18 protein-coding genes are annotated in these 21,650 nt (G+C 41.8%); 12 read left to right on the top strand and 6 right to left on the bottom strand.

Annotated features, from left to right (window positions below):
- The first annotated feature begins 33 nt into the window (after positions 1–33).
- Positions 34–945 (top strand): LysR family transcriptional regulator, encoded by a 912-nt coding sequence (locus ACED25_RS15490; RefSeq protein WP_371695603.1) that lies wholly within the window; start codon positions 34–36, stop codon positions 943–945.
- 803 nt (positions 946–1,748) lie between these two features.
- Here the strand turns inward: ACED25_RS15490 and ACED25_RS15485 are convergent.
- Positions 1,749–2,657 (bottom strand): S1 RNA-binding domain-containing protein, encoded by a 909-nt coding sequence (locus ACED25_RS15485; protein ID WP_009846647.1) that lies wholly within the window; start codon positions 2,655–2,657, stop codon positions 1,749–1,751.
- A 28-nt stretch (positions 2,658–2,685) separates the two neighbouring features.
- Here ACED25_RS15485 and ACED25_RS15480 point away from each other — a divergent pair, with 28 nt between their 5' ends.
- A complete protein-coding gene (locus ACED25_RS15480) occupies positions 2,686–4,041 on the top strand; it encodes a hypothetical protein (protein WP_012603874.1) in 1,356 nt (451 codons plus the stop codon).
- 119 nt (positions 4,042–4,160) lie between these two features.
- Here ACED25_RS15480 and ACED25_RS15475 read toward each other — a convergent pair whose 3' ends face one another.
- Both ACED25_RS15475 and ACED25_RS15470 read right to left on the bottom strand, forming a co-directional pair.
- A complete protein-coding gene (locus tag ACED25_RS15475; protein ID WP_017101198.1) occupies positions 4,161–4,646 on the bottom strand; it encodes a PaaI family thioesterase in 486 nt (161 codons plus the stop codon).
- Between the two features lie 176 nt (positions 4,647–4,822).
- Positions 4,823–5,710, bottom strand: a complete 888-nt coding sequence (locus ACED25_RS15470; protein WP_017103473.1) for a putative PEP-binding protein — start codon at positions 5,708–5,710, stop codon at positions 4,823–4,825.
- A gap of 207 nt (positions 5,711–5,917) precedes the next feature.
- Here ACED25_RS15470 and ACED25_RS15465 point away from each other — a divergent pair, with 207 nt between their 5' ends.
- Both ACED25_RS15465 and ACED25_RS15460 read left to right on the top strand, forming a co-directional pair.
- A complete protein-coding gene (locus tag ACED25_RS15465) occupies positions 5,918–6,976 on the top strand; it encodes a 3-deoxy-7-phosphoheptulonate synthase (protein ID WP_009846643.1) in 1,059 nt (352 codons plus the stop codon).
- 12 nt (positions 6,977–6,988) lie between these two features.
- Positions 6,989–7,471, top strand: coding sequence for a YajQ family cyclic di-GMP-binding protein (locus ACED25_RS15460; RefSeq protein ID WP_004733632.1), 483 nt, complete (start codon positions 6,989–6,991; stop codon positions 7,469–7,471).
- 188 nt (positions 7,472–7,659) lie between these two features.
- Here the strand turns inward: ACED25_RS15460 and ACED25_RS15455 are convergent, their stop codons facing one another.
- On the bottom strand, positions 7,660–8,601 hold the full coding sequence (locus tag ACED25_RS15455; RefSeq protein ID WP_009846642.1) for a bifunctional precorrin-2 dehydrogenase/sirohydrochlorin ferrochelatase: 942 nt from the start codon (positions 8,599–8,601) through the stop codon (positions 7,660–7,662).
- 480 nt (positions 8,602–9,081) lie between these two features.
- On the opposite strand from ACED25_RS15455, the gene ACED25_RS15450 reads away from it, so the two are divergent.
- From ACED25_RS15450 to ACED25_RS15425, 6 genes are all read left to right on the top strand, one after another.
- Positions 9,082–10,110, top strand: a complete 1,029-nt coding sequence (locus tag ACED25_RS15450; protein WP_004733634.1) for an amino acid ABC transporter substrate-binding protein — start codon at positions 9,082–9,084, stop codon at positions 10,108–10,110.
- A 71-nt stretch (positions 10,111–10,181) separates the two neighbouring features.
- A complete protein-coding gene (locus ACED25_RS15445) occupies positions 10,182–11,387 on the top strand; it encodes an amino acid ABC transporter permease (RefSeq protein ID WP_009846641.1) in 1,206 nt (401 codons plus the stop codon).
- Position 11,388: 1 nt separating this feature from the next.
- Positions 11,389–12,486: an amino acid ABC transporter permease gene (locus ACED25_RS15440; RefSeq protein ID WP_009846640.1), complete on the top strand. Its 1,098-nt coding sequence runs from the start codon at positions 11,389–11,391 to the stop codon at positions 12,484–12,486.
- 22 nt (positions 12,487–12,508) lie between these two features.
- Entirely contained in the window at positions 12,509–13,273 is a 765-nt protein-coding gene (locus ACED25_RS15435; RefSeq protein ID WP_009846639.1) for an amino acid ABC transporter ATP-binding protein, read from the top strand.
- Between the two features lie 313 nt (positions 13,274–13,586).
- Complete coding sequence (locus ACED25_RS15430) at positions 13,587–14,252, top strand: Bax inhibitor-1/YccA family protein (protein WP_012603870.1); 666 nt, start codon at positions 13,587–13,589, stop codon at positions 14,250–14,252.
- A 159-nt stretch (positions 14,253–14,411) separates the two neighbouring features.
- Positions 14,412–14,741 (top strand): TusE/DsrC/DsvC family sulfur relay protein, encoded by a 330-nt coding sequence (locus tag ACED25_RS15425; RefSeq protein ID WP_029225525.1) that lies wholly within the window; start codon positions 14,412–14,414, stop codon positions 14,739–14,741.
- 54 nt (positions 14,742–14,795) lie between these two features.
- On the opposite strand, the gene yccX is transcribed toward ACED25_RS15425, so the two are convergent.
- On the bottom strand, positions 14,796–15,083 hold the full coding sequence (gene yccX, locus ACED25_RS15420; protein ID WP_009846636.1) for an acylphosphatase: 288 nt from the start codon (positions 15,081–15,083) through the stop codon (positions 14,796–14,798).
- Positions 15,084–15,171: 88 nt separating this feature from the next.
- Between yccX and ACED25_RS15415 the strand changes: the two genes are divergently transcribed.
- Both ACED25_RS15415 and ACED25_RS15410 read left to right on the top strand, forming a co-directional pair.
- On the top strand, positions 15,172–16,575 hold the full coding sequence (locus tag ACED25_RS15415) for a methyl-accepting chemotaxis protein (protein ID WP_371695600.1): 1,404 nt from the start codon (positions 15,172–15,174) through the stop codon (positions 16,573–16,575).
- A 129-nt stretch (positions 16,576–16,704) separates the two neighbouring features.
- Positions 16,705–17,898 (top strand): class I SAM-dependent methyltransferase, encoded by a 1,194-nt coding sequence (locus tag ACED25_RS15410; protein WP_009846634.1) that lies wholly within the window; start codon positions 16,705–16,707, stop codon positions 17,896–17,898.
- Between the two features lie 93 nt (positions 17,899–17,991).
- On the opposite strand, the gene ACED25_RS15405 is transcribed toward ACED25_RS15410, so the two are convergent.
- Positions 17,992–21,639 carry a VWA domain-containing protein gene (locus ACED25_RS15405; protein ID WP_371695599.1) on the bottom strand — a complete coding sequence of 1,216 codons (3,648 nt, stop codon included), beginning with the start codon at positions 21,637–21,639 and terminating at the stop codon, positions 17,992–17,994.
- Positions 21,640–21,650 lie beyond the last annotated feature (11 nt).

Here is a 21,650-nt window from a genome sequence, read left to right as displayed (position 1 = left end):
GCTGATCAGATCGTAGGTTCTTGATTTAGTTCCATTGAATTACGCAACAAAGCCAAACTACAGTTCGAAAATATTGTTTCGTTCATAGCGGTAGTCGAAGAAGGTTCATTTAGCTCTGCTGCTCGTAAGCTTAAAAAGTCTCAGTCAACAGTTAGCACGGCTGTGCAAAATCTTGAATCCGATTTAGGTTTTGATGTATTTAATAGACAACATTCTAAAGTTTGGCTAACGGAAAAAGGAGAGCGATTTTTCAAATTATCCTTACCCGTTCTAACGAAATACCGAGAGTTAATAACAATCTCACAACAAATGAACATATCAGACCGAATAGTTTATCGCGTTGGTATAGACCCATTAGTGTTTAATAATCATGTAAAGAGGACCCTATTAGCATTTTCGGAAGCATTCCCTAATGTCGATCTATCCGTTGTAACTAAGCCAAGCTTTGTTTTAGGAAACTATATCAATGAAGGAAAGATAGACCTAGCGTTAGGTAACCCCTATCACAAGACAAATAACGACTTCAATATAAAGGAGTTATTTCACGTCAACTATTGGTGGGTAGCCTGCGAAGAGCTAGTATCTTTTAAATCTGACCTATCATCGAAGCGGATTTTATTAATGGATGGTTGTGAAGATCTTATTAACCTCTCAAACATTACCTCTTACAACTTATGGCGACTGGATGATTTAGGTACCATTATTGATCTTTGCACAGCTCAAAAAGGTATTGCTTTTCTGCCAGAATTTCTTATTGAAGACAATATAAAAGCAAGTAAACTGAAGATGATTACAGGTCATCCCGATCTATTTGGTAAACGAGTTACTGCATCCCTTTTCTGGCAAATACATTCTGATTTTAGTTTGTTTAATAAATGGATTAAAAACGAACTAAAAACGAGTACAAGTTATAACAAAGCATTTACCGCTGATTTAGTTCAATAATGTATTGAAAAAGTCATGAATATCACACTCCGCCGTCCTATCCAGCTTTGAGTGTGATTTTTCAATGCAGATATTCATTAAAAAATAATCGCCAATAGAAGCAAAATACATAGAACAATGTCACACATGCCAGTTAACATGTGCGTCACAATTTAATTGTAATATTTCACTACCTAGCTATTCATAAATTTTTAGTCAACCTAAATACAAGCTAACCTTGTGAACTTGTTCTGGAACTTAATAGTCTTTAGATTATCACCAAGTTTGGAACAAAACCTCTTAAACTATAAACGCAGAAAAGTCCGCTACAGGTAAGATCGTGAACGTTTTTAGCATCAAAACAACGATCGATTTAGCTGTGAGAACATGCTCTATTTTTCGGGCAGAGCACCATACGCATCAATCACTTTATAGAATATATTTATGCAATTGCTGACCAATGATAAAGGGGGGAGGGAGTGAAACTAACAGACCTGACTCCGATAGAATATCAACCTCAGGTCTTGAAAGCCGCTAAACAGAAATGCCCAACTTTACGGGATTACTTCAGTTAATGTTTTTTTTGGGTGGCCTATTCTACCGGTCATGTAACTCTGTGTGCGAGCGCTTGTAAATCAACGACTAATTATACAAACATCAATTCAAGTCACTATTTAAAATAAGAAAAATCGCACTTTAGGAAATCTAAACTAGACTTCAATCTAATAGTCAAAAGATTGAAACGATTAGCGTAGGCTCTTCGGAGCCCTTTCCCCTAAGCCCAAACAGGAAGGTTTGGGCTTTTTTTTGACCGAAAGGATCGCTTATTTAACTAAGCTGATACCTTCTTTGTCGATAGTGATCTTGCCAGATTTGTACAAACCACCAATTGTCTTCTTGAACGTACCTTTACTTGTTCTGAATGCAGAGAAAATAGCTTCAGGAGAAGACTTATCATTCAAAGGCAGGTAACCGCCCTTCTTCTCAAGAAGATCCAGAACCTTAGTGCTTAGGTCATCCATCTTAGCGACACCAATTTTCTGAAGAGACAAATCAATCTTACCGTCTTCTTCACGAACGTTTTTAATGTAGCCTTTTAGTGTCTTACCAATAAACAGCTTACCGATGATGTCTGATGGGAAAATCATACCCCAGTGTTCACCGTTCACGATCGCTTTGTAACCAAGTTGGCTGCGCTCAGCGATAATGAGATCAACTTGTTCATTTTGCTTATAAGTCGCAGGCGTGTTGTCTAACCATTTGTTGAACTTCGTTGTACCAACGATACGGCTCGATGCTTTATCGATATACACATATACTAAGATTGACTGGCCTTCGTTTAAACGGCCGCGCTGCTCGCTGAAAGGAACAAGAAGGTCCTTACCTTTCACGCCCCAGCTCATGAATGCACCAGTGCTGTTAACACCTTCAACCGTCATCAAGCCAAACTGCCCTACTTGAGCGATTGGTTTTTCAGTTGTGGCAGCGATCTGGTTGTCAGAATCAATGTATAAGAAAACATCTAGCTTTTGACCAATTTCAACACCTTCAGGAGTAAATCGTTTCGGCAGCAACACCGTTCCATAGTCGCTCGCGTCAAGGAATACACCGAAGTCTGCTTGTTTTACTACTTCTAGGTTGTTTATTTGACCAATATTAATCATCAAGATTGTCTCTACTTTAAATTTGGCGGTGATTATACGTGATCTCTGATATGCTTTCGCTAGTTTCATTCATATTTTTATATTCTAGGAGACATCGTTGATCACCGTTGATAAACAAGATGCGATAACACTTAAAATTAACCATGCGATGGCGAAGACCAAAAAGCTCGATATGGACGTTTATCTATTCATTCCCGGTGAACTCGGACTGACTCCTGAAGTACTTTCTGAAAGTGCCTTCTTCTACAGTTCAATTACTCAAAAGCGCGCTTACTACAGTGATAAGACACTATTACCATTGGTACACAGCCGCTTGGCAAAACGCGGACGCTTATCGACGACACAGTATCGTGTGAGTTTGAGTTTGTTCGCCTATCAATACGTGATTGCTTTAGATAAAGCCGTGAGCAGCTTGAACAAGACAGATAGTGACGACGTAACGGCTGATGACGTCGATGAAGTCATCGAACTGGCTTTGGATATCCTCAAGAAGCTTCGTCGTAGTATTCCTTATGAAGAAAACCTAAAGCGCTATTATGCCAATATTGATAATTACCTTTCTTGGTACACGGAGCAAAAGTTCTTATCTTTGGTATCACATATGCCACGTGGCAGTGAATACTCGACGATAAAAGAGCGACTCTTGACGCTTTGTGAAAAAGAGACCGCCCATCGAAAACTTAATCGCTATAACTCAGCGAAGGTACGAGAAGACGTAACGCGTTTGAGCAACAAGATGCGACTGTTACGACGCTTGATCGAACACCCTATCGTCCTCAAAGAAAAGACGACATCAATGGGTAAGAACGTGAAGAGAGCCGTTAAAGGCATCGCCACAGGCTTGGTCATGGTGGTAGTTACCACAACCGTTATATTAGCTCGCGACTTTCTTGGAGAGATTACCGCATCTTTCATCGTATCGATGTCATTCATTTACGCTTTGCGTGAAATCTTCAAAGATGATTTAAGAGACATACTGTGGCGCTGGCTGCGTAAAGGCAAACCCAAGTGGAAGCGTCGCTACTTTGATCCAACAACCAATAAATCTGTCGGCCATAAGCTTGAATGGTTGGACTACGCGAATTTTTCTAAGTTAGCAGACCGTATTCAATCAATACGCAAGAAGCGTGTTGTTCAACGTGAAGAGCAAATTTTGCACTATCGTTCGCATACAGAAATGTCGACATCGACATTCATGAGTGGTTACGAAGAGACTCGTGAAACGGTATCGATCAGCCTCAGAGCACTGACACGCTTAATGGACAAGGGTTCAAATAACGTATATCGAATGAATGAAGGGCAAGTAAGCCGAGAATCAGTAGAAAAACGCCACCTGCTCAACCTGATCATTAAAGAGAACAATCACGATGATGAGCCTACCTATTACCGCTGGAAAATAGTCATGAACCGTTCAAAAATCGTTGATATCGAGCAAATCACTCAAGAATCATAACGTTGTTAGGATGTGCGGTACGGTATGTGGGTATTCAATTCACATACCGCTCCTCCACTTGTTCAACGACTTCTGTCGAACTATGATCTTCAGATTCAGCCCAACCTTACACTTCCGAGCTATGATCTAGCTGGGACTTTCTTAATCGAAAGTGTTAGCGTGAATTCCGCCATTGGTTCGTCGCCATGCAAAGACGGGCAGGTCGCTATGATGGTCACTGGTTGATTCACACGCTCGCCAGTAGACATGGTTTCTGCCAACATAGTGTTGATCAGCTCACCATCGTTACAAGTGAAGTGTACGTCACCTTCTGGACGCTTCAAGAAATTACCTGTCACCTCTTTAAATGCCAAAGAAATCTTTTCGCCCTGCTGCTGAGATTTACTCATAGCAAGGAAACCACCTGCTACGTCAGCTCCCACAGCTAACACACCAAAATACATACTATTGAGGTGGTTCTTAGTTCGCCTTTTGAGAGGAATTTTCACTTCAACATGTTGATTATCCAGCGCGAGCAGTTTTGGTCGACATAGCCAGATCAGAGGTACTTTGAAAAAGCCAAACATGCTCAAGTAGAAATTTGCTTTTTGTAGAGGGGTCAGCATTCGGATTACCTAGTCAAATAAGTCATCAGACCAGTTAATCGATTAGCGATGTACATGTCAAAAAAATGTTACGAAAAAGAGATATCATCGCATAATGATATCTCCATTTTTCTCTAAGCTTTAGTGACTTAGATAAACTCAAACAGCAAGTTGATTTATCTAAACAATAAGCTGGTTTATGCAGTGATGACTGTTTCTACACCTTCGAGATCCGCAATGAACCCTTGTAAGCGCGGGTAGTCCACCAAGCCTTGAGTCACAAGCAGGACGGGCTTCTTTGCGTTCAGCGTTGCTTTAACAATCATACTCAACAAGGTAATAACCGCCTCGTTTTGAGGATCAAAAGCGTGTTGCTGAGCTTCATTGTGCTTGTCTACACCTAAAGTGAAAGACGCTAAGCTATCAACGTTCACCACAACACCATCGAAGTAATGAAGTAACCTTTCGCTTAGTAGCACAGCAGACGGCACATCGCACGAGAACAGAACTTTCAAGCCATTAAGCCCGCGTGGTAAGCCTTGCTCTGCAAGCAAATCAATAATCTTAGCGGCATCGCTTAATGCTCGTACATACGGTACAACCACTTCAACGTTAATACCCTGCTCTCGCAGCACTTTAATAACCTGACACTCTAAAGCGAAAGCCTTGCTGTACTCGGCTGTCGCATAACGCGCAACCCCACGAACACCTAGTGCCGGGTTTATCTCTTCGGCTTCACAGCTACCACCAAGTAGCGAACGGAAGCCATAGCTATCAGCACTACTTAACGCAATACGAACAGTGGCGTGGTTTGGCTGAACGGCTGCTTGAATGGCAATAACCAAGGTCGAAACAAAATGCTCATCGACTGTTTTATCGCCAAGGATCGCATCTAAAGAGGTTTTTTCGATATCAGTCAGTGTTTCTAAATGACTTTCAATACTTGGATGATAGAAGACACGATCCATGACCAATTCAGATAATGAAACGTATAAATGGTTGGAATTATTATTATCGTTGTAAGAAGGCAGCACATCACCTAAGACAAGTTCTGGGTGCAAAGTGCTTTGATTTTCTTGAGTCATTGCTGCTCCAGCATTTTTATGTTGTGTTCAAACGAAAATACCGATAGCTGCCTGTTAATACAAGTGAAAATCCCCCATTTGACGTTGGCCTGCTGATAAAAATGAGAATATTAGCAATAACAGAGATAACTTTGACTTAAGAGAGTTTATTCCTCTGTTCAATTCCGTTATCTTAACCACTTCGCAATAGAATAAAAAAGCTATCACATGCCATTAAAAACTGATGAGTTGAGAACCCAAGCTCTGGGTCCTATGCCAACTCCTGCCGAATTAGGCAATGCACACCCTATTACTGACGACGTTGCTGAGCGCATTAAGAATTCTCGCCGCCAAATCGAAGATATCCTAACGGGTCGTGATAATCGCCTATTAGTTATCGTTGGTCCTTGCTCTGTTCACGATACAGATGCGGCACTTGATTACGCTGAACGTCTAAGCCAGATTCAAGATCAATACAAAGATGAACTGTTCGTTGTCATGAGAACCTACTTCGAGAAGCCTCGTACGGTTGTAGGTTGGAAAGGTTTAATTACCGATCCGAATCTCGATGGTTCATACGCACTTGAAACAGGCTTGAATAAAGCACGTAAGCTATTGCTAGATATCAACAAGCTTGGCCTAGCTACCGCGACTGAATTCCTTGATATGATCACCGGCCAGTACATTGCAGACCTTATCACTTGGGGCGCAATTGGTGCTCGCACGACTGAATCTCAGATTCACCGTGAAATGGCTTCTGCACTGTCTTGCCCAGTTGGCTTCAAAAACGCGACTAACGGCAACATCAAAATTGCCATTGATGCGATTCGTGCTGCGCATGCTTCACACTACTTCTACTCGCCAGATAAGAACGGCCGCATGACGGTTTACCGTACTTCTGGTAACCCATACGGTCACGTAATTCTACGTGGTGGCGATAAAGGCCCTAACTTCGATGCTGAATCTGTAGATAACGCATGTAAGCAACTGGCTGAATTCGATCTACCTCAACGTTTGGTTGTAGACTTTAGCCACGCTAACTGTCAGAAACAGCACCGTAAACAGTTAGAAGTTGCACAAGACATTTGTGAGCAAATCAAATCTAACAAGAATCAAATTGCAGGCATCATGGCGGAAAGCTTCATTGTTGAAGGTAACCAGCCAATGACAGATATCAACAACCTAGAATACGGCAAGTCTATTACTGACCCATGCCTAAGCTGGGAAGATACTGCAACAATGCTAGATATGCTTGCAACAGCAATTAAAGATAGAAACTTAGCTTAAGGAAACAACACAATGCCATCATTTGACATTATCTCTGAAGTAGAAGCAGTAGAACTGCGTAACGCGGTAGACAACGCAAACCGTGAACTATCGACTCGTTTCGATTTTCGCGGCGTTGAAGCAAGCTTTGATTACAAAGATGAATCAGTAAAATTGACTGCTCAAGACGATTTTCAACTGAAGCAAATGCGCGATATCCTTCGTAGCAACCTAACAAAACGTAATGTTGATCCTAACGCGATGGAAGCGAAAGCAGCAGACCAAACAGGTCGCACTTGGCACCAAACGGTTATCTTTAAGCAAGGTATCGAAACGGATGTTGCTAAGAAGATCGTTAAGCTAATCAAAGACAACAAAGTTAAAGTTCAAGCTTCTATCCAAGGCGACAAAGTTCGTGTAACGGGTAAAAAGCGTGATGACCTACAAGCTGTTATGGCTCTAGTTCGCAGCGGTGAACTTGGTCAACCTTTCCAGTTTGACAACTTCCGCGACTAATTTTCGAGTTTGAGCGACTGCTTATTGTGGTTGCTCATTCATCAGCACAATGTCGTGTTTAAAATCACAAAAAGCCACTTCTTTTAGGAAGTGGCTTTTTATTTATCGGTCAGTCTTATTCAGGGTCTCTAGCCGATTTGCAAACAACTAAAAAGCGCTCGCTTCAACTAAAATCTATCAACTACCACTCACCTGAGCACTTTTGCAGCAGACAGTTTCAGGTCTTTACCTACCAATAGATTAAACTCTACGCTTGCTGGTGGAATAAACACACACACTCGTAATTTCTCAGCTCTGGCTTGCTCAAGCTTGGTTGATAGCTCTCCGCTATTAACATAGCTCTCTCTTTCTGCATCTCGACGGCATAAGTCTATAAATTCGAATGGACAATCGATTGGTGAAAGTACTAGCTCTGCCTCTTGCATCAGACGTAAAGCCTTCATAGAAAGTAGCTCAACATCTTCTTCAAATTCGATCCAAGTGACCTGCCCTTCACTATCAACTTGCTCAGTCAACGACTGTTGATAATACGATTCAAGTTGATCCCTATCCGTCACTTGATTAATAAAACTGGACGACAAAAAGCGCTCCCAGAATTTTCGGCGTTCATCAACAGTAGGAAAGGACTCTTTAATTGAATTGCGTTTTGATGCACCGAAGTCCGCTATCAAACCTATGTTCTGTGGCAATACAGTTTCGAGTTTTTCTCTAATATTTCTCACCAAAACAGGTGATGCTCCCCCACTTGAGATCGCTATTTGGATTCGTCCGCGATTTATCATTGAGGGTGTGATGAAGTCACAATAGGGTAAGTCATCGACCACATTGACAAGAATACCCATTTTTTTTGCATCATTATGTACTTGATGATTTAGGTTTGGGTTATCTGTAGTTGCCCACACTTGTAAGTAGTTTTTCGAGATAAGCTGTGACGAGTAAAAATTTTGAACCCAACGAAGTTTGTCTTCATCGGCTAGCTCTTTTAAGTAAGGTGCGACCTTAGGAGAAACCAAAGTTACATTAGCACCCGCTCGCAGCAAACTGTCGACTTTTCGGCAAGCAACCTCGCCCCCACCAACCACTAGAATTGGCTTATTCTCTACATCCAAAAACATTGGGAAATAACGCATGTTCTTCCTTGAGACTACTTCAATAACTATTCAGACATGCTACCAAATTTGGAGCATATTCATAACTATCCAAGCGTAATAAAAATATTTATTGACCAAATTTCCACCTTTCTTAAGGCCAATGCGCCACCAATACGACTTTAATTCAGAATATTTACCTAGCCCACCATCAATATAAAAACCTAAATCTCGTTGCACCAACAGTGTGAACCGTTGCACTATTTACATTCAGTTAACATTTGGTCATTCTAATTGTGTTCGGATTTGTGATTTCATTCAAAATTCTTTTTAAATTATACATTTGTGAAACTACGGATCCTTTCCTAACCTTATAAACAGTTGTTTAAATCGCACACGGTTTCATTTGCAAAATGCAACTCGCTTAATTTGAGCAACAAGGTCATAGACAACGCAACACACAAGAGACACTCAAACGAGTATGAGTATCAGGTGTCACCTGGTTAACAAGGAAGGATACAAATGACAAATAAACTAACACTTCTTGCTTCAGTAGTAGCTGCATCAACTGCGATGATGGCAACATCAGCATCAGCGGCAGAAAGCACTCTGGACAAAGTCACATCTCAAGGTTTTCTAACTTGTGGTGTAAGTACAGGTCTTCCAGGGTTCTCTAACCCTAACTCAAAAGGTGAATGGGAAGGAATTGATGTTGAGTATTGTCAAGCTCTTGCAGCGGCTGTACTCGGTGACAAGACTAAAGTTAAGTATGTACCGCTAACAGCAAAAGAGCGTTTTACCGCGCTTCAATCTGGTGAAATAGACGTACTATCTCGTAATACAACATGGACGCTACATCGTGACACTGCTCTAGGTTTAAACTTCGTAGGCGTTAACTACTACGATGGTCAAGGCTTCATGGTTAAGAAAGAACTTGGACTAACAAGTGCTCAAGAACTAGATGGCGCTTCAGTGTGTGTTCAATCAGGTACAACGACTGAACTTAACCTAGCCGATTACTTCCGTAACAGTGGCATGTCTTACAAGCCAGTGGTATTTGATACGGCAGCACAAACATCAAAAGGTTTCGACGCGGGTCGTTGTGATGTTCTTACAACTGACCAATCTGGTCTATATGCACTTCGCTTAAATCTTGCTGATCCTAAATCTGCACAGGTACTTCCTGAAATCATATCTAAAGAGCCACTAGGCCCTGTTGTTCGTCAAGATGATGACAAGTGGTTCAACGTTGCTAAATGGACCCTTTCAGCCATGATTAACGCAGAAGAGTACGGCATCTCTTCTAAGAATGCTGACGAAATGCTTAAGTCAAAAGATCCAAACATCAAGCGTATTCTTGGTGTTGACGGTCCTAAAGGTAAAGGCCTTGGCATTCGTGACGATTGGGGTTACCAAGTAATTAAACAAGTTGGTAACTACGGTGAGAGCTTCGAACGTACTGTTGGTACAGGTTCACCACTACAGATCTCTCGTGGCGTAAACGCACTATGGAATGCGGGCGGCTTTATGTACGCTCCACCAATCCGTTAATAAATTTACAAGCATCAATTAGGGCGGACTTTTCCGCCCTATTTATTAAATGGATTTGAGGTTATAGCAGTATGAAACCTAATGAAACTATTTCTCCAACTCAAGAAAAACCACAGCCCAAAAGTGCCAACCTTTTTTACAACCCCACTTTTCGCTCAATTGTTTTCCAAATTCTCGCCGTCGCGGCGCTTTGTGCTTTCTTCTACACGATTGTAAATAATGCACTCACAAACTTAGATTCCCGTGGTATCGCCACTGGTTTTGATTTTCTCTCCCAAGAAGCTGGTTTTGGTATCGGCTTAACACTGATTGAATACGACGAAACATTCTCATACGGTCGTACATTCTTTATCGGTCTTCTCAATACCGCTTTAGTTTCAGTATTAGGCATCATGTTAGCCACAGTACTGGGCTTTAGTATGGGTATCGCTAGGCTATCTTCAAACTGGCTAGTTAGCCGATTTGCAGCTGTCTACATTGAGATATTCCGAAATATTCCTCTTCTTCTACAAATATTTTTTTGGTATTTCGCCGTTCTACAAGCATTGCCTTCCGCTCGTCAGAGTATGAGCCTTGGTGAAGCTATTTTCTTGAATGTACGTGGTTTGTACTTCCCAGCTCCAGTGTTAGAACAAGGCAGTAGCATTGTCATCGCATCATTGATTGTCGGTATCATCGCTACTTTTGTTATCAACATCTGGGCTAATAACAAACAAAAGCTAACCGGCCAACAAACACCAATGTTGCGAATTGCTGCAGCGCTGATTGTGGGCTTACCATTAGTCACTTACTTTGTTATGGGTATGCCTATCTCTGCGGAGTACCCTGTTCTGAAAGGGTTTAACTTCAAAGGTGGTATCAGCATCATTCCTGAATTGGCAGCATTGATGCTCGCTTTAAGTATCTACACAGCAGCATTCATCGCCGAGATTGTGCGTTCAGGTATTAATGCGGTAAACCATGGGCAAACAGAGGCTGCTATGTCTCTAGGGCTCCCGCGAACAAGAACTCTTAAGCTAGTCATTATTCCGCAAGCATTAAGAATTATTATCCCACCACTAACTAGTCAGTATTTAAACCTGACCAAAAACTCATCACTTGCGATGGCCATTGGTTATCCCGATCTTGTATCTGTCTTTGCAGGGACAACATTGAACCAAACTGGACAAGCTATCGAAGTAATCGCGATGACAATGGGCGTCTACTTAACCCTAAGCCTATTAACATCTGCTCTAATGAACATATACAACCGCAAAGTAGCGTTGGTGGAGAGATAAGATGAGTACACATCAATTTCAACCTGATCTTCCGCCTCCAGCGAATACTGTTGGACCTGTCGGTTGGTTAAGAAAAAATCTATTTAATGGACCAATTAACAGTGTCGTAACTGTGGTGCTTGCTTACTTTGCTTTCACTTTATTATGGGCAATAGCTGATTGGGCATTCTTGAGCGCTGACTGGATAGGAACAACACGCGATGCCTGTACTAGCGAAGGCGCTTGTTGGGTTTTCATTAGCGTCCGTTGGGACCAATTCATGTACGGCTTCTACCCAGAAGCGGAACTGTGGCGTCCTCGCTTTTTCTACGCAACATTAGCTATTTTTGTTGCTTTGTTAGCTTACGAAAAAACACCTAAGCGTACGTGGATTTGGTTATTCTTCGTAAACATCTACCCGTTTATCATTGCAGGCTTACTATACGGTGGTGTATTTGGTCTAGAGGTTGTTGATACCCATAAATGGGGCGGCCTACTGGTTACACTAATCATCGCACTTGTTGGTATCGTTGTATCACTGCCTATCGGTGTCGCACTGGCGCTAGGGCGTCGTTCAGAGATGCCAATCATCCGCAGTATGTGTACCGTTTACATCGAAATCTGGCGTGGTGTACCACTGATTACGGTTCTATTCATGGCCTCGGTAATGCTTCCGCTCTTTTTATCAGAGGGGATGGAGACCGATAAACTGATACGTGCGCTTGTTGGGGTAGTACTGTTTAGTGCTGCTTATATGGCGGAAGTAATCCGTGGTGGTTTGCAAGCAATACCAAAAGGTCAATACGAAGCCGCTGACGCTCTAGGGTTGAGCTATTGGAAAAAGACGGGGCTTATCATTCTGCCTCAAGCTCTTAAAATCACGATTCCTTCAATTGTGAATACCTTTATTGGTTTGTTCAAAGATACCAGTCTAGTTTTGATTATCGGTATGTTTGATGTACTAGGGATTGGCCAAGCCGCGAATACCGACCCTGAGTGGCTTGGGTATTCAACAGAAAGTTATGTATTTGTCGCGTTAGTGTTCTGGGTGTTTTGTTTTGGCATGTCGAGATACTCGATTTGGCTGGAAAACAGACTTCACACCGGTCACAAACGATAATTAACAAGATCAAGGACGTATTATGACGCAGCAAACAGAAAACAACTCTCAAGGTCTTATGATCGAGTTAAAAGACATGAACAAATGGTACGGCGAATTCCACGTACTTAAAAACATCAATCTAGAGGTTAAGAAAGGCGAAAAAATCGTTATCTGTGGCCCTTCTGGCTCAGGAAAATCAACGATGATCCGTTGTATCAACCGGTTGGAAGAACACCAAAAGGGTCATATCTTCGTTTCAGGTAATGAATTGACGGAAGACCTAAAAAACATTGAAGCCGTGCGCCGAGATGTTGGTATGTGTTTTCAACACTTCAACTTGTTTCCACATCTGACGGTATTAGAGAACTGTACTCTAGCCCCTATTTGGGTCAAAAAGATGCCTAAAGAGGAAGCCGAAGCCATCGCGATGAAATTCCTTGAGCGTGTAAAAATCCCTGAACAAGCGGATAAATTCCCAGGCCAACTGTCAGGTGGACAACAGCAACGTGTGGCAATCGCTCGTTCTTTGTGTATGAACCCTCAGGTTATGCTATTTGATGAACCAACATCGGCACTAGACCCAGAAATGGTTCGTGAAGTATTAGACGTAATGGTCGAATTGGCCGAAGAAGGGATGACAATGTTGTGTGTAACGCACGAGATGGGCTTTGCTAAAGAGGTCGCAGATCGCGTTATCTTTATGGATGCCGGTGAAATCATAGAAGAGAACAACCCTGTCGACTTCTTTGAAAACCCACAATCGGATAGGACGCAGAACTTCTTGAGCCAAATCTTGCACCATTAATATGTTATGATGCATAAACTACAGAGGCGGCTTAGGTCGCCTCTTTATTTTTCGATGTTCTTTTTATTTTTCGATGTTATCGTTCGTTTTCCAAAGGTTATAAATCATTAGCCAGTAACTATAAAAGTTTGAACATCGAGTGTTAGCGACACTTTATCGTCATTAGAAATACTTTGTTACACCTTCAGAAACACTTAACCGACTATTTTGATTATTATTTTAGGTATACAAGAGGAATGAAAGACTTGATTTTTCGAACTTTCAGCCCCATAAATGTACTAATAACTATTGAAGTCACCTTACGAGGAAGATTATGAACAGCCCTATGTTTTCACGCACAGCATCTCAAGAAAGTGCTCTGCAAACCAATAAAGTGTTGCGTAACACCTACGCACTACTGTCTATGACACTACTTTGGTCTGCTGTAGTAGCAGGCGTATCTATGGCGATGAACCTTCCTCGCCCTGGTCTTATCATTATGCTAGTTGGTTTCTACGGCCTTCTATTCCTAACAGAAAAGAACCGTGACAACAGCATGGGTCTAGTCTTCACATTCCTATTTACAGGTTTCTTAGGCTACACCATCGGTCCAATCTTAAACATGTACGTTGGTGCAGGCATGGGTGATGTCATCCTAACTGCACTTGGCGGTACTGCACTGGCATTTATGGCTGCATCTGCTTACGCCCTAACAACTAAACGTGACCTTTCATTCCTTAACGGTATGCTAATGGCTGGTTTCGTTGTTCTGCTAGTCGGCATGGTTGCAAACATCTTCCTACAAATGCCACTACTATCACTGGCAATGAGCGGTATGTTTATCCTATTCTCGACTGGTGTAATCTTGCTAACAACGCAAAGCATCATTCGTGGTGGTGAAACGAACTACATCTCTGCAACGATTAGCTTGTATGTTTCTATCTACAACATCTTCATCAGCCTACTAAGCATCTTAGGCATTATGGGTAACGACGACTAATCGCTTCCATCACTGAATCATATCTAGCCCAAGAGCCTATCTCTTGGGCTTTTTTTATCCATAAGTGCAATATTTTTTGAGATAGCTACAATTTCTGTTGAGAAAGATAAACTTGGTCATGTACTCTATCCGGATAGTTAATTGGACTCTGGATTAAACATGTTTGAATATAACGGCAAGCAAATCGAAACCGACGCTCAAGGTTATCTGTTGGATTACACTCAATGGGAAGAAGGTATGATTGAAATTCTTGCTCAAGATGAGGAAATTGAACTTACTGATGCACACTTAGAAGTCGTACATTTTGTAAGAAGCTTTTACGAAGAGTTCAACACCTCACCAGCGGTTCGCATGCTCGTGAAAGCAATGGAAAAAGCTCACGGTCCAGAAAAAGGCAACAGTAAGTACCTTTTCAAATTATTCAAAAAAGGCCCTGCCAAACAAGCAACCAAGCTCGCCGGTTTACCTAAACCAGCAAAATGCTTGTAGAACTAAAATAGCGCTAGGTTGATCTCAACGTAAAAAGTTAAATACTGTAGTGTCCTACAGTATTTTAAACTCCCCTACACGTACGTCCTGCCGCTCATGATCTTTAACTTGATGCATGACGACATTGTCTACTGTTGCGCTCGGTGGTCCAAGATTAAGCCAAGCGTGTAACTTCTCAAGTTTCAGCACCTCTCCGACCGCTAACACTTCAACTCGACCATCATTTAGGTTCTTTGCATAGCCGGAAATGCCCAAATCCTGCGCCTGCCTACTGGTGTGATAACGAAATCCAACACACTGAACTACGCCTGACACGACAAAAATATACTGCAGAGTATCCATAACGTTGCCTCATAAATTATATGGATGATATAGTTGCGATTCTATTCATTCACCATTTATTGGTGGGCTTACTTCGAGTATTACAATTATGAAAGAAATCCCGTTTCGTTGGATTGACAAATATCTCATTCACCTAAAAATCCAAGAAAAGTTCTATCTACTATTCTTATTACCTCTTATCGCCCTGGTTATACTGACTTTAGTTTTAGATAGCGCCGCGGACTCTTTACTTGCTCACCTTTATCAGGATGAATTGCTCCTGATGAAAGGGCTGATTGAAGCTGGACAACTCACTAAAGATCAGGTGTCTCAACTCATTAGTAATTCTGAAACCATCTCTTTAGGATATGGTGCAGGATCTGTTTCTGTCATGAATGGCGCCTTCAGTTTAGTCGCAAGCCATGACCAAAACTTATGGTCAGCTCTATCTACTACTCAGGTATCGATTATTGCAGTAACTCTCACGTTGATCGCTCTAGGGGTTTACTACATCATGACTTTCATTGGTGGTGCTATGTTCTCGATGAACAAAGCACTCAGCACACTTGCGAGTGGCGATTTAACTTGTCGCATGAACTACTTTTTAGTTCGCGATGAGTTCAGTGAAATTGCTATTACTATCGATAAGGTTGCCGAGCGTGAACAAAACATGGTTCTCTCAATCCAAGAGTCCGTTGCTCTCATGCAGCAAATCAGCTCGGATTTGAACCAATCAACGCAACAAAGCTCAGATATCTCAAGTAATCAACAAGAGCACTTGAATAGCCTCGCCAGCGCAACTGAACAAATGGCAGCAACGATTCGCGAAGTCGCTACCCTTGCCCATGATTCAAGCACTCAAACAATGGACGCTCGTGGTGTCGCACAAAGTGGTCAAGTTAAGGTTTCTAATACTTTGGAATCGATCTCTAGCTTATCCCAAGAGATTCAATCGGCTTCGCAAGCAGTAGAAGAACTCGATGCTAATGCAGCGCAGATCGATGAAGTAGTCGCAACCATCAATGGTATCTCTGAACAAACTAACCTGTTAGCGCTAAACGCTGCGATTGAAGCTGCTCGAGCTGGAGAGCAAGGGCGTGGTTTTGCAGTTGTTGCTGATGAAGTTCGCGCCCTTGCCGGACGAACTCAACAAGCGACAGTTGAAATTCAGAGCATGATCGAATCGTTACAACGTAATAGCCAGTCGTTAACAAAACTGATGGAAGTGACAGTGAACAATGCCAATGAAGGCCAAACACTGATGTCGGAAGTGAACGTTGAGATCGGTTCTTTAGCTGAGAAAAACCAGTCTATTTCTGATAGTAGTACGCAAATTGCTACAGCTGCAGAAGAGCAAGGTGTCGTTGCGGATAACATTGCACAAAGCGTTGAAGAGATTCGTCATCAATCAGACGGCATCTGCGAGATGATCAGTAAAAGTAACTCTAACGTTGACCAACTTCGTAAGCAGAGCGATACGATGGAAGGTTTACTGACAGGTCTTAAAGCTTAATACTGACATCTAGCCACCAACTAATGATGGTTCAATACAAGGGCTGCTTTTGCAGCCCTTTCTTATTTGCTTTTCCCTTGTACTTCCCCGACAATACACCTCCTTCAAATTCAACAAACAGAGTAAATTATGACTCCTTCAATTCATCTAGCTAAAGGCCGAGATAAATCACTACGCCGTAAACACCCTTGGGTATTTTCACGCGGTATCGATAAGGTCGAAGGCGAACCACAACAAGGTGAAACTGTAGACGTATATGCTCAGAATGGTCAATGGCTAGCAAAAGCGGCTTACTCACCAGAATCTCAAATTCGAGCTCGTGTTTGGACATTTGAAAAAGAAGAAATTAACAAAGCGTTCTTCGTAAAACGAATTCAAGACGCGCAATCACTGCGTGAAGACATCATTGAGCGTGATGGTTTAACTGGCTACCGCCTTACCGCTGCAGAGTCTGATGGACTGCCAGGTATCACTATCGACAAATATCAAGACTACCTAGTTTGCCAACTACTAAGTGCGGGCGCTGAATTCAATAAGAGCGTATTGGTTGAAGCTTTAATTGAATGCTTCCCAGACTGTAATATTTACGAGCGTTCAGACGTAGCAGTTCGTAAAAAAGAAGGCCTAGAACAAGTTGTTGGTGTACTTCACGGTGAAGAGCCACCAAAATCTATCGTCATTGAAGAAAACGGCGTCAAAATCAGCGTAAACATTATGGAAGGCCACAAAACTGGCTTCTACATGGACCAACGTGATAGCCGTAAAGAGTCAATGAAGTATGTTAAAGGCAAAGATGTGCTTAACTGTTTCTCATACACTGGCGGCTTTGGTCTTTACGCACTGAAAGGCGACGCAAAACGTGTAATCAACGCAGATGTGTCTCAATTAGCTCTTGATACAGCTAAGTTCAACGCTGAACTCAATGAGTTTGATATCTCAAAAAAACGCGCTGTATTCCTAAACGCAGACGTATTTAAACTACTTCGTGAATACCGAGATCAAGGCACTAAGTTTGACGTCGTGATCATGGACCCACCAAAGTTCGTTTCAAGCAAAAATAACCTAACATCAGGAGCTAACGGCTACAAAGATGTAAACATGCTTGCAATGCAAATCTTAAACCCTGGTGGCACTCTACTCACCTACTCTTGCTCTGGCTTGATGGGCACTGATTTATTCCAAAAAATCATCGCTGACGCTGCTCTAGATGCAGGAAGAACCGTTAAATTTGTCGAGCGCTTCGAGCAAGCCGCTGACCACCTAACAGATACAGCGTACCCAGAAGGCTTCTACCTAAAAGGTTTTGCCTGTAAAGTGTTGTAACTGTAGGGTGTTGCAACCTCAACGTAAGGTTTCTTAAGCGCGATTACTTTACTAAATTAAGATATAAAAAAAGGGCCTTTCGGCCCTTTTTGTTTAGTTGCTTGTTGTATCGTATATCTTCAGTAAATCACTTAGGATTGCACTCTCAGATAGCCCCGCGTACTGGCCAGCAGCACCTTCAAGAACAATTTGTTGACTATTCTCACCAACCGAAGTCCCTGCTTGAGAGATTGTAACAGTTAAATCACCGTTACCTTCAACAACACCAATTTGATTACTCTTAAGTAAACTGTCTATAGTATCATTCGCATCTGTGTGCAGTAGTTCTGATAAATCTATCTTATCCTGTCCCTTTGTAAAGTCAGTAATAACATCTCTTTCACCATCTCTAATGTCATTCCGAGAACTAGTCGTGTCTTGATCCACAAACTTAAAGATATCGTCATCACTGCCGCCAGTTAATATATCGTTACCAAGACCACCGATAAGAATATCTTCACCAGCACCACCTTTAACTGTATCGTTGCCCGTTCCACCTCGGAGGCCATCATTACCTTGTCCGCCATCTAGGTAATCATTACCAGCACTACCGAAAATGACATCTATACCTTTTTCACCGTATACATAATCATCGCCAGCACCACTATGAGCAATATCTAAATACGCGTTACTTTGACTCGGCATAGAGTTATTAAAGGCTGCACCTTCACCATTACTGTTTGATGCTAACAAGCTACTGTCTGAACCGTTAGTAAATGATTCTAATGTCGCTTGAGCGTTAGCCTGCTTAGATGCACTATCACCCGCTGTATCATCTAACTTTGAATGACTGTCACCAAGCCAAATGATATCGTCGCCTTTTCCAAGGTGTACATGATCTCCTCCAGCACCAACATTTACTTTAAATCCATTAGCCACTTCTGATTTCGTGAAATACTCTGTTGTTGAATCCGTTCCAACAGAGCTCCATTGAAGCTTAGCATCACCATTTTGATGATGGTATAGCTTAAGAGTATCGACCGCATCACCTGGCGCACTAATATCTAAACCGGATTTACTAGCAGGAACATTAAACACCAACTTATTACTACTAGTATCACCATCACCGTCTTTCAGTGTGTAATCAAAATCAAGTGTTGAAGGCCTATCTTGAGGTTTACCACTAAACTCATACGCTCCGGTGTCAAGGTCAATTACAAATACGAACTTACCATCGACGGTTATGGTTAATTTGTTGGTTGCTTCATCCTTAGAATAGCTAATATTCGAAGGCAAAGTTCCCGATGTTGAGATAGTCGAACCATTAAAGTTAAATGAGCCAGTTCCAAATTTTATCTGACTTACGTAACCACCATCTGCCCCAAAACCAGAACCAGAACCAGAACCGCTACCTGAGATTGAACCTGTTACGTTTTGTACGATTGAGTTAATAAGTGCATCACTCAGCTGAGATTCATCATCAATCAACTCCGCGTTTTTATCTTTGGGACCTGTTCCATCATATGCAACTTTGTTGATCTGAGTTCTGTTACCTTTTAGATCAATTCCAACTGCGTGCGCGGTAATATTGTTAGTAGTTAAATGCTGCTTCCATGAAGCCTCTTCATATCTATCTATTTTATCATTTTCATGTGTTGCACCATCGCTGATGAAATAACTGACGTTATTTGCGTTAGGTATACGTAAACTGGAGTCCGTATTCCAATAATTCTTACCACCTTGTATCGCGTCATCATAAGCGGTACCACCACCGGCCTGTAGTGCGTTGATATAACCCTTCACTTCGTCGACAGTCATCCATGCTTTGTTATTATGCTCAACTAGAGAAACGTTATAGTTGAATGTTATAAGCTGAACACGAACATTATCTGATGCTCCCGCATATTGATTAAGCATTTGCAGTACGGATGCTTTAAGAACATCGAAACGATCTCCTTTCATTGATCCAGAAACATCCAAAATAAGCTGAACATTAGTGCCTACAGTATGAATAGTCGTATCAATTTCTTCATATTTAGCATCTGGCTGGTCGTCTTCAATTGAAACCGTAATCTGACCTCCAGAGCTAGACAACCCGGAAGTATCCTTAGCAATCACGGGAATATGAATCGATAAGTTATCTTCTCCACTGGTATTAGGGTGATCAACAGGAGCTTTAAGTTGTACCTCATAATGTCCACTACTATTTAAAGTCGCTTCAATAACAGGTTTACCGTTAGCTTCGCCAAGAAGTGTGTGACCATTATTTGATACACTCCAAGTAATTGTATGCCCTTCAGATGTCAGAGGTTGGCCAGTTGATGTTGTTACTGTAATTGAACTTGATTCACTAAATACAGTGTCAGACCAGTTACCATTGGCATCGGTAATAGACAAATCCCCCTGAACAGAGTGTCCATCAGTAGAATCACTCGGCAAACCTATCGTATCCGTAATACCCCCACTAAGAGCTTCTTCAGACACACTGACTGACTGATTCCTGATGACAGGTGCAACTTCATTGTCGAGTATCGAGCCAGTACCTGTGTCGCCACCAATAGTAATGGTGTAATTTTCAGTATTTTCTACAAGAACGTCATCTAATGTCGGAACAATAACTTTAAAGTAAGATACGCCTTTAGGCACAATAATAGATTGCTTATCTGCACTCAGTTTAACGCCATCCGTAAACGAAATGTCTGCTTTTCTAACATCACTACTATTCGGGAAGTTAAATGAATATTTAACTTCTATATCAGAAGAACCTGTAAGTGCAACACTGTACTCCAACACTCCACCTTCTTTAACAGCAAGAGCATCGGACACACTTATTGCGGGTTTATCAGAAGCATCTTCATTTATAGAGCCCGTAGCTGATACACCGTGCTGACCGCTATTGATGATTACATCTTTACTAGCATCAGTTGAAGATTGGAAAGGTATCTCACTCAACTTAATTCCAAAGTCTTCTGATGTTTCGAAACGGTTATCATTTACTGTATCTACATTAACTTTGAAATCCGTAACTTTCGCAGGAAGTGTGAATGTTCCATTCACTTCATTTACCGAAATAGTCTTAATCACTCCGCCAGAAACATAAGTGACTGTAACCCCAGCAAACGGCTTACTACTGTCTGCGGCTAAATCCTCAAGGTTTGCTTTGCCAACGCCATTAGAAAATTCAAACTCGACTTTCATCTCAATCGACGCTTCAGACACCTTCGATAGTTGCCCATCAAATACGGCCGTGTTTCCTTCATCAACAGCATTAGCATTCGTCAATGTAAGCGTAGGGTTATCTGAATGATCTAACTTGATTGTACCTTGACCTTTCAGATCAGAATTCGCTTCATCAATACTTGACGTTCCACCTACCTGAGATTTTGTATCTACAATGTGAAGTCCAAAACGTTCAGTCCATTCAAACTTATCGTCTTGTACGGTTTGAACCGTTACACGAAGTTCAGTTCTTCCTGCCGGAATTTCTACATAACCGTTAACAACATTTGCAACTTGGAAATCGCCGTTAGCATCTTTGTATTCGTAAGTTAGGCTATTGGTATCGATGTCATCAAATTCAGTATCGTAACCGTTTGTTGTCGCTTCAAATTTAACATACTGTTTTTCAGAAGAGGCTTCATTTAATGTCACTTTAAAGGATGCTTTATCTCCTTCATTCACAGGCACAGCATCGTGGACTTTGATTGTTACGTCACTATCTAAAATGGTGCCCGTGACTTGTTGACCCTCTAAGGTGATCACGTAGTCTTCCG

The organism is Vibrio sp. 1F263, from assembly GCF_041439035.1.
Taxonomy (GTDB): Bacteria; Pseudomonadota; Gammaproteobacteria; order Enterobacterales; family Vibrionaceae; genus Vibrio; species Vibrio tasmaniensis_A.
This window is presented reverse-complemented; position numbering and strand designations above follow the sequence as displayed.

What these genes read in the sequence shown, in the direction of transcription:
- ACED25_RS15485 (WP_009846647.1), bottom strand. Translation starts at nt 2,657, where the DNA reads ATGAAACTAGCGAAAGCATATCAGAGATCACGTATAATCACCGCCAAA.
- ACED25_RS15475 (WP_017101198.1), bottom strand. Translation starts at nt 4,646, where the DNA reads ATGCTGACCCCTCTACAAAAAGCAAATTTCTACTTGAGCATGTTTGGC.
- ACED25_RS15470 (WP_017103473.1), bottom strand. Translation starts at nt 5,710, where the DNA reads ATGACTCAAGAAAATCAAAGCACTTTGCACCCAGAACTTGTCTTAGGT.
- ACED25_RS15465 (WP_009846643.1), top strand. Translation starts at nt 5,918, where the DNA reads ATGCCATTAAAAACTGATGAGTTGAGAACCCAAGCTCTGGGTCCTATG.
- ACED25_RS15460 (WP_004733632.1), top strand. Translation starts at nt 6,989, where the DNA reads ATGCCATCATTTGACATTATCTCTGAAGTAGAAGCAGTAGAACTGCGT.
- ACED25_RS15455 (WP_009846642.1), bottom strand. Translation starts at nt 8,601, where the DNA reads ATGCGTTATTTCCCAATGTTTTTGGATGTAGAGAATAAGCCAATTCTA.
- ACED25_RS15450 (WP_004733634.1), top strand. Translation starts at nt 9,082, where the DNA reads ATGACAAATAAACTAACACTTCTTGCTTCAGTAGTAGCTGCATCAACT.
- ACED25_RS15445 (WP_009846641.1), top strand. Translation starts at nt 10,182, where the DNA reads ATGAAACCTAATGAAACTATTTCTCCAACTCAAGAAAAACCACAGCCC.
- ACED25_RS15440 (WP_009846640.1), top strand. Translation starts at nt 11,389, where the DNA reads ATGAGTACACATCAATTTCAACCTGATCTTCCGCCTCCAGCGAATACT.
- ACED25_RS15435 (WP_009846639.1), top strand. Translation starts at nt 12,509, where the DNA reads ATGACGCAGCAAACAGAAAACAACTCTCAAGGTCTTATGATCGAGTTA.
- ACED25_RS15430 (WP_012603870.1), top strand. Translation starts at nt 13,587, where the DNA reads ATGAACAGCCCTATGTTTTCACGCACAGCATCTCAAGAAAGTGCTCTG.
- ACED25_RS15425 (WP_029225525.1), top strand. Translation starts at nt 14,412, where the DNA reads ATGTTTGAATATAACGGCAAGCAAATCGAAACCGACGCTCAAGGTTAT.
- yccX (WP_009846636.1), bottom strand. Translation starts at nt 15,083, where the DNA reads ATGGATACTCTGCAGTATATTTTTGTCGTGTCAGGCGTAGTTCAGTGT.
- ACED25_RS15415 (WP_371695600.1), top strand. Translation starts at nt 15,172, where the DNA reads ATGAAAGAAATCCCGTTTCGTTGGATTGACAAATATCTCATTCACCTA.
- ACED25_RS15410 (WP_009846634.1), top strand. Translation starts at nt 16,705, where the DNA reads ATGACTCCTTCAATTCATCTAGCTAAAGGCCGAGATAAATCACTACGC.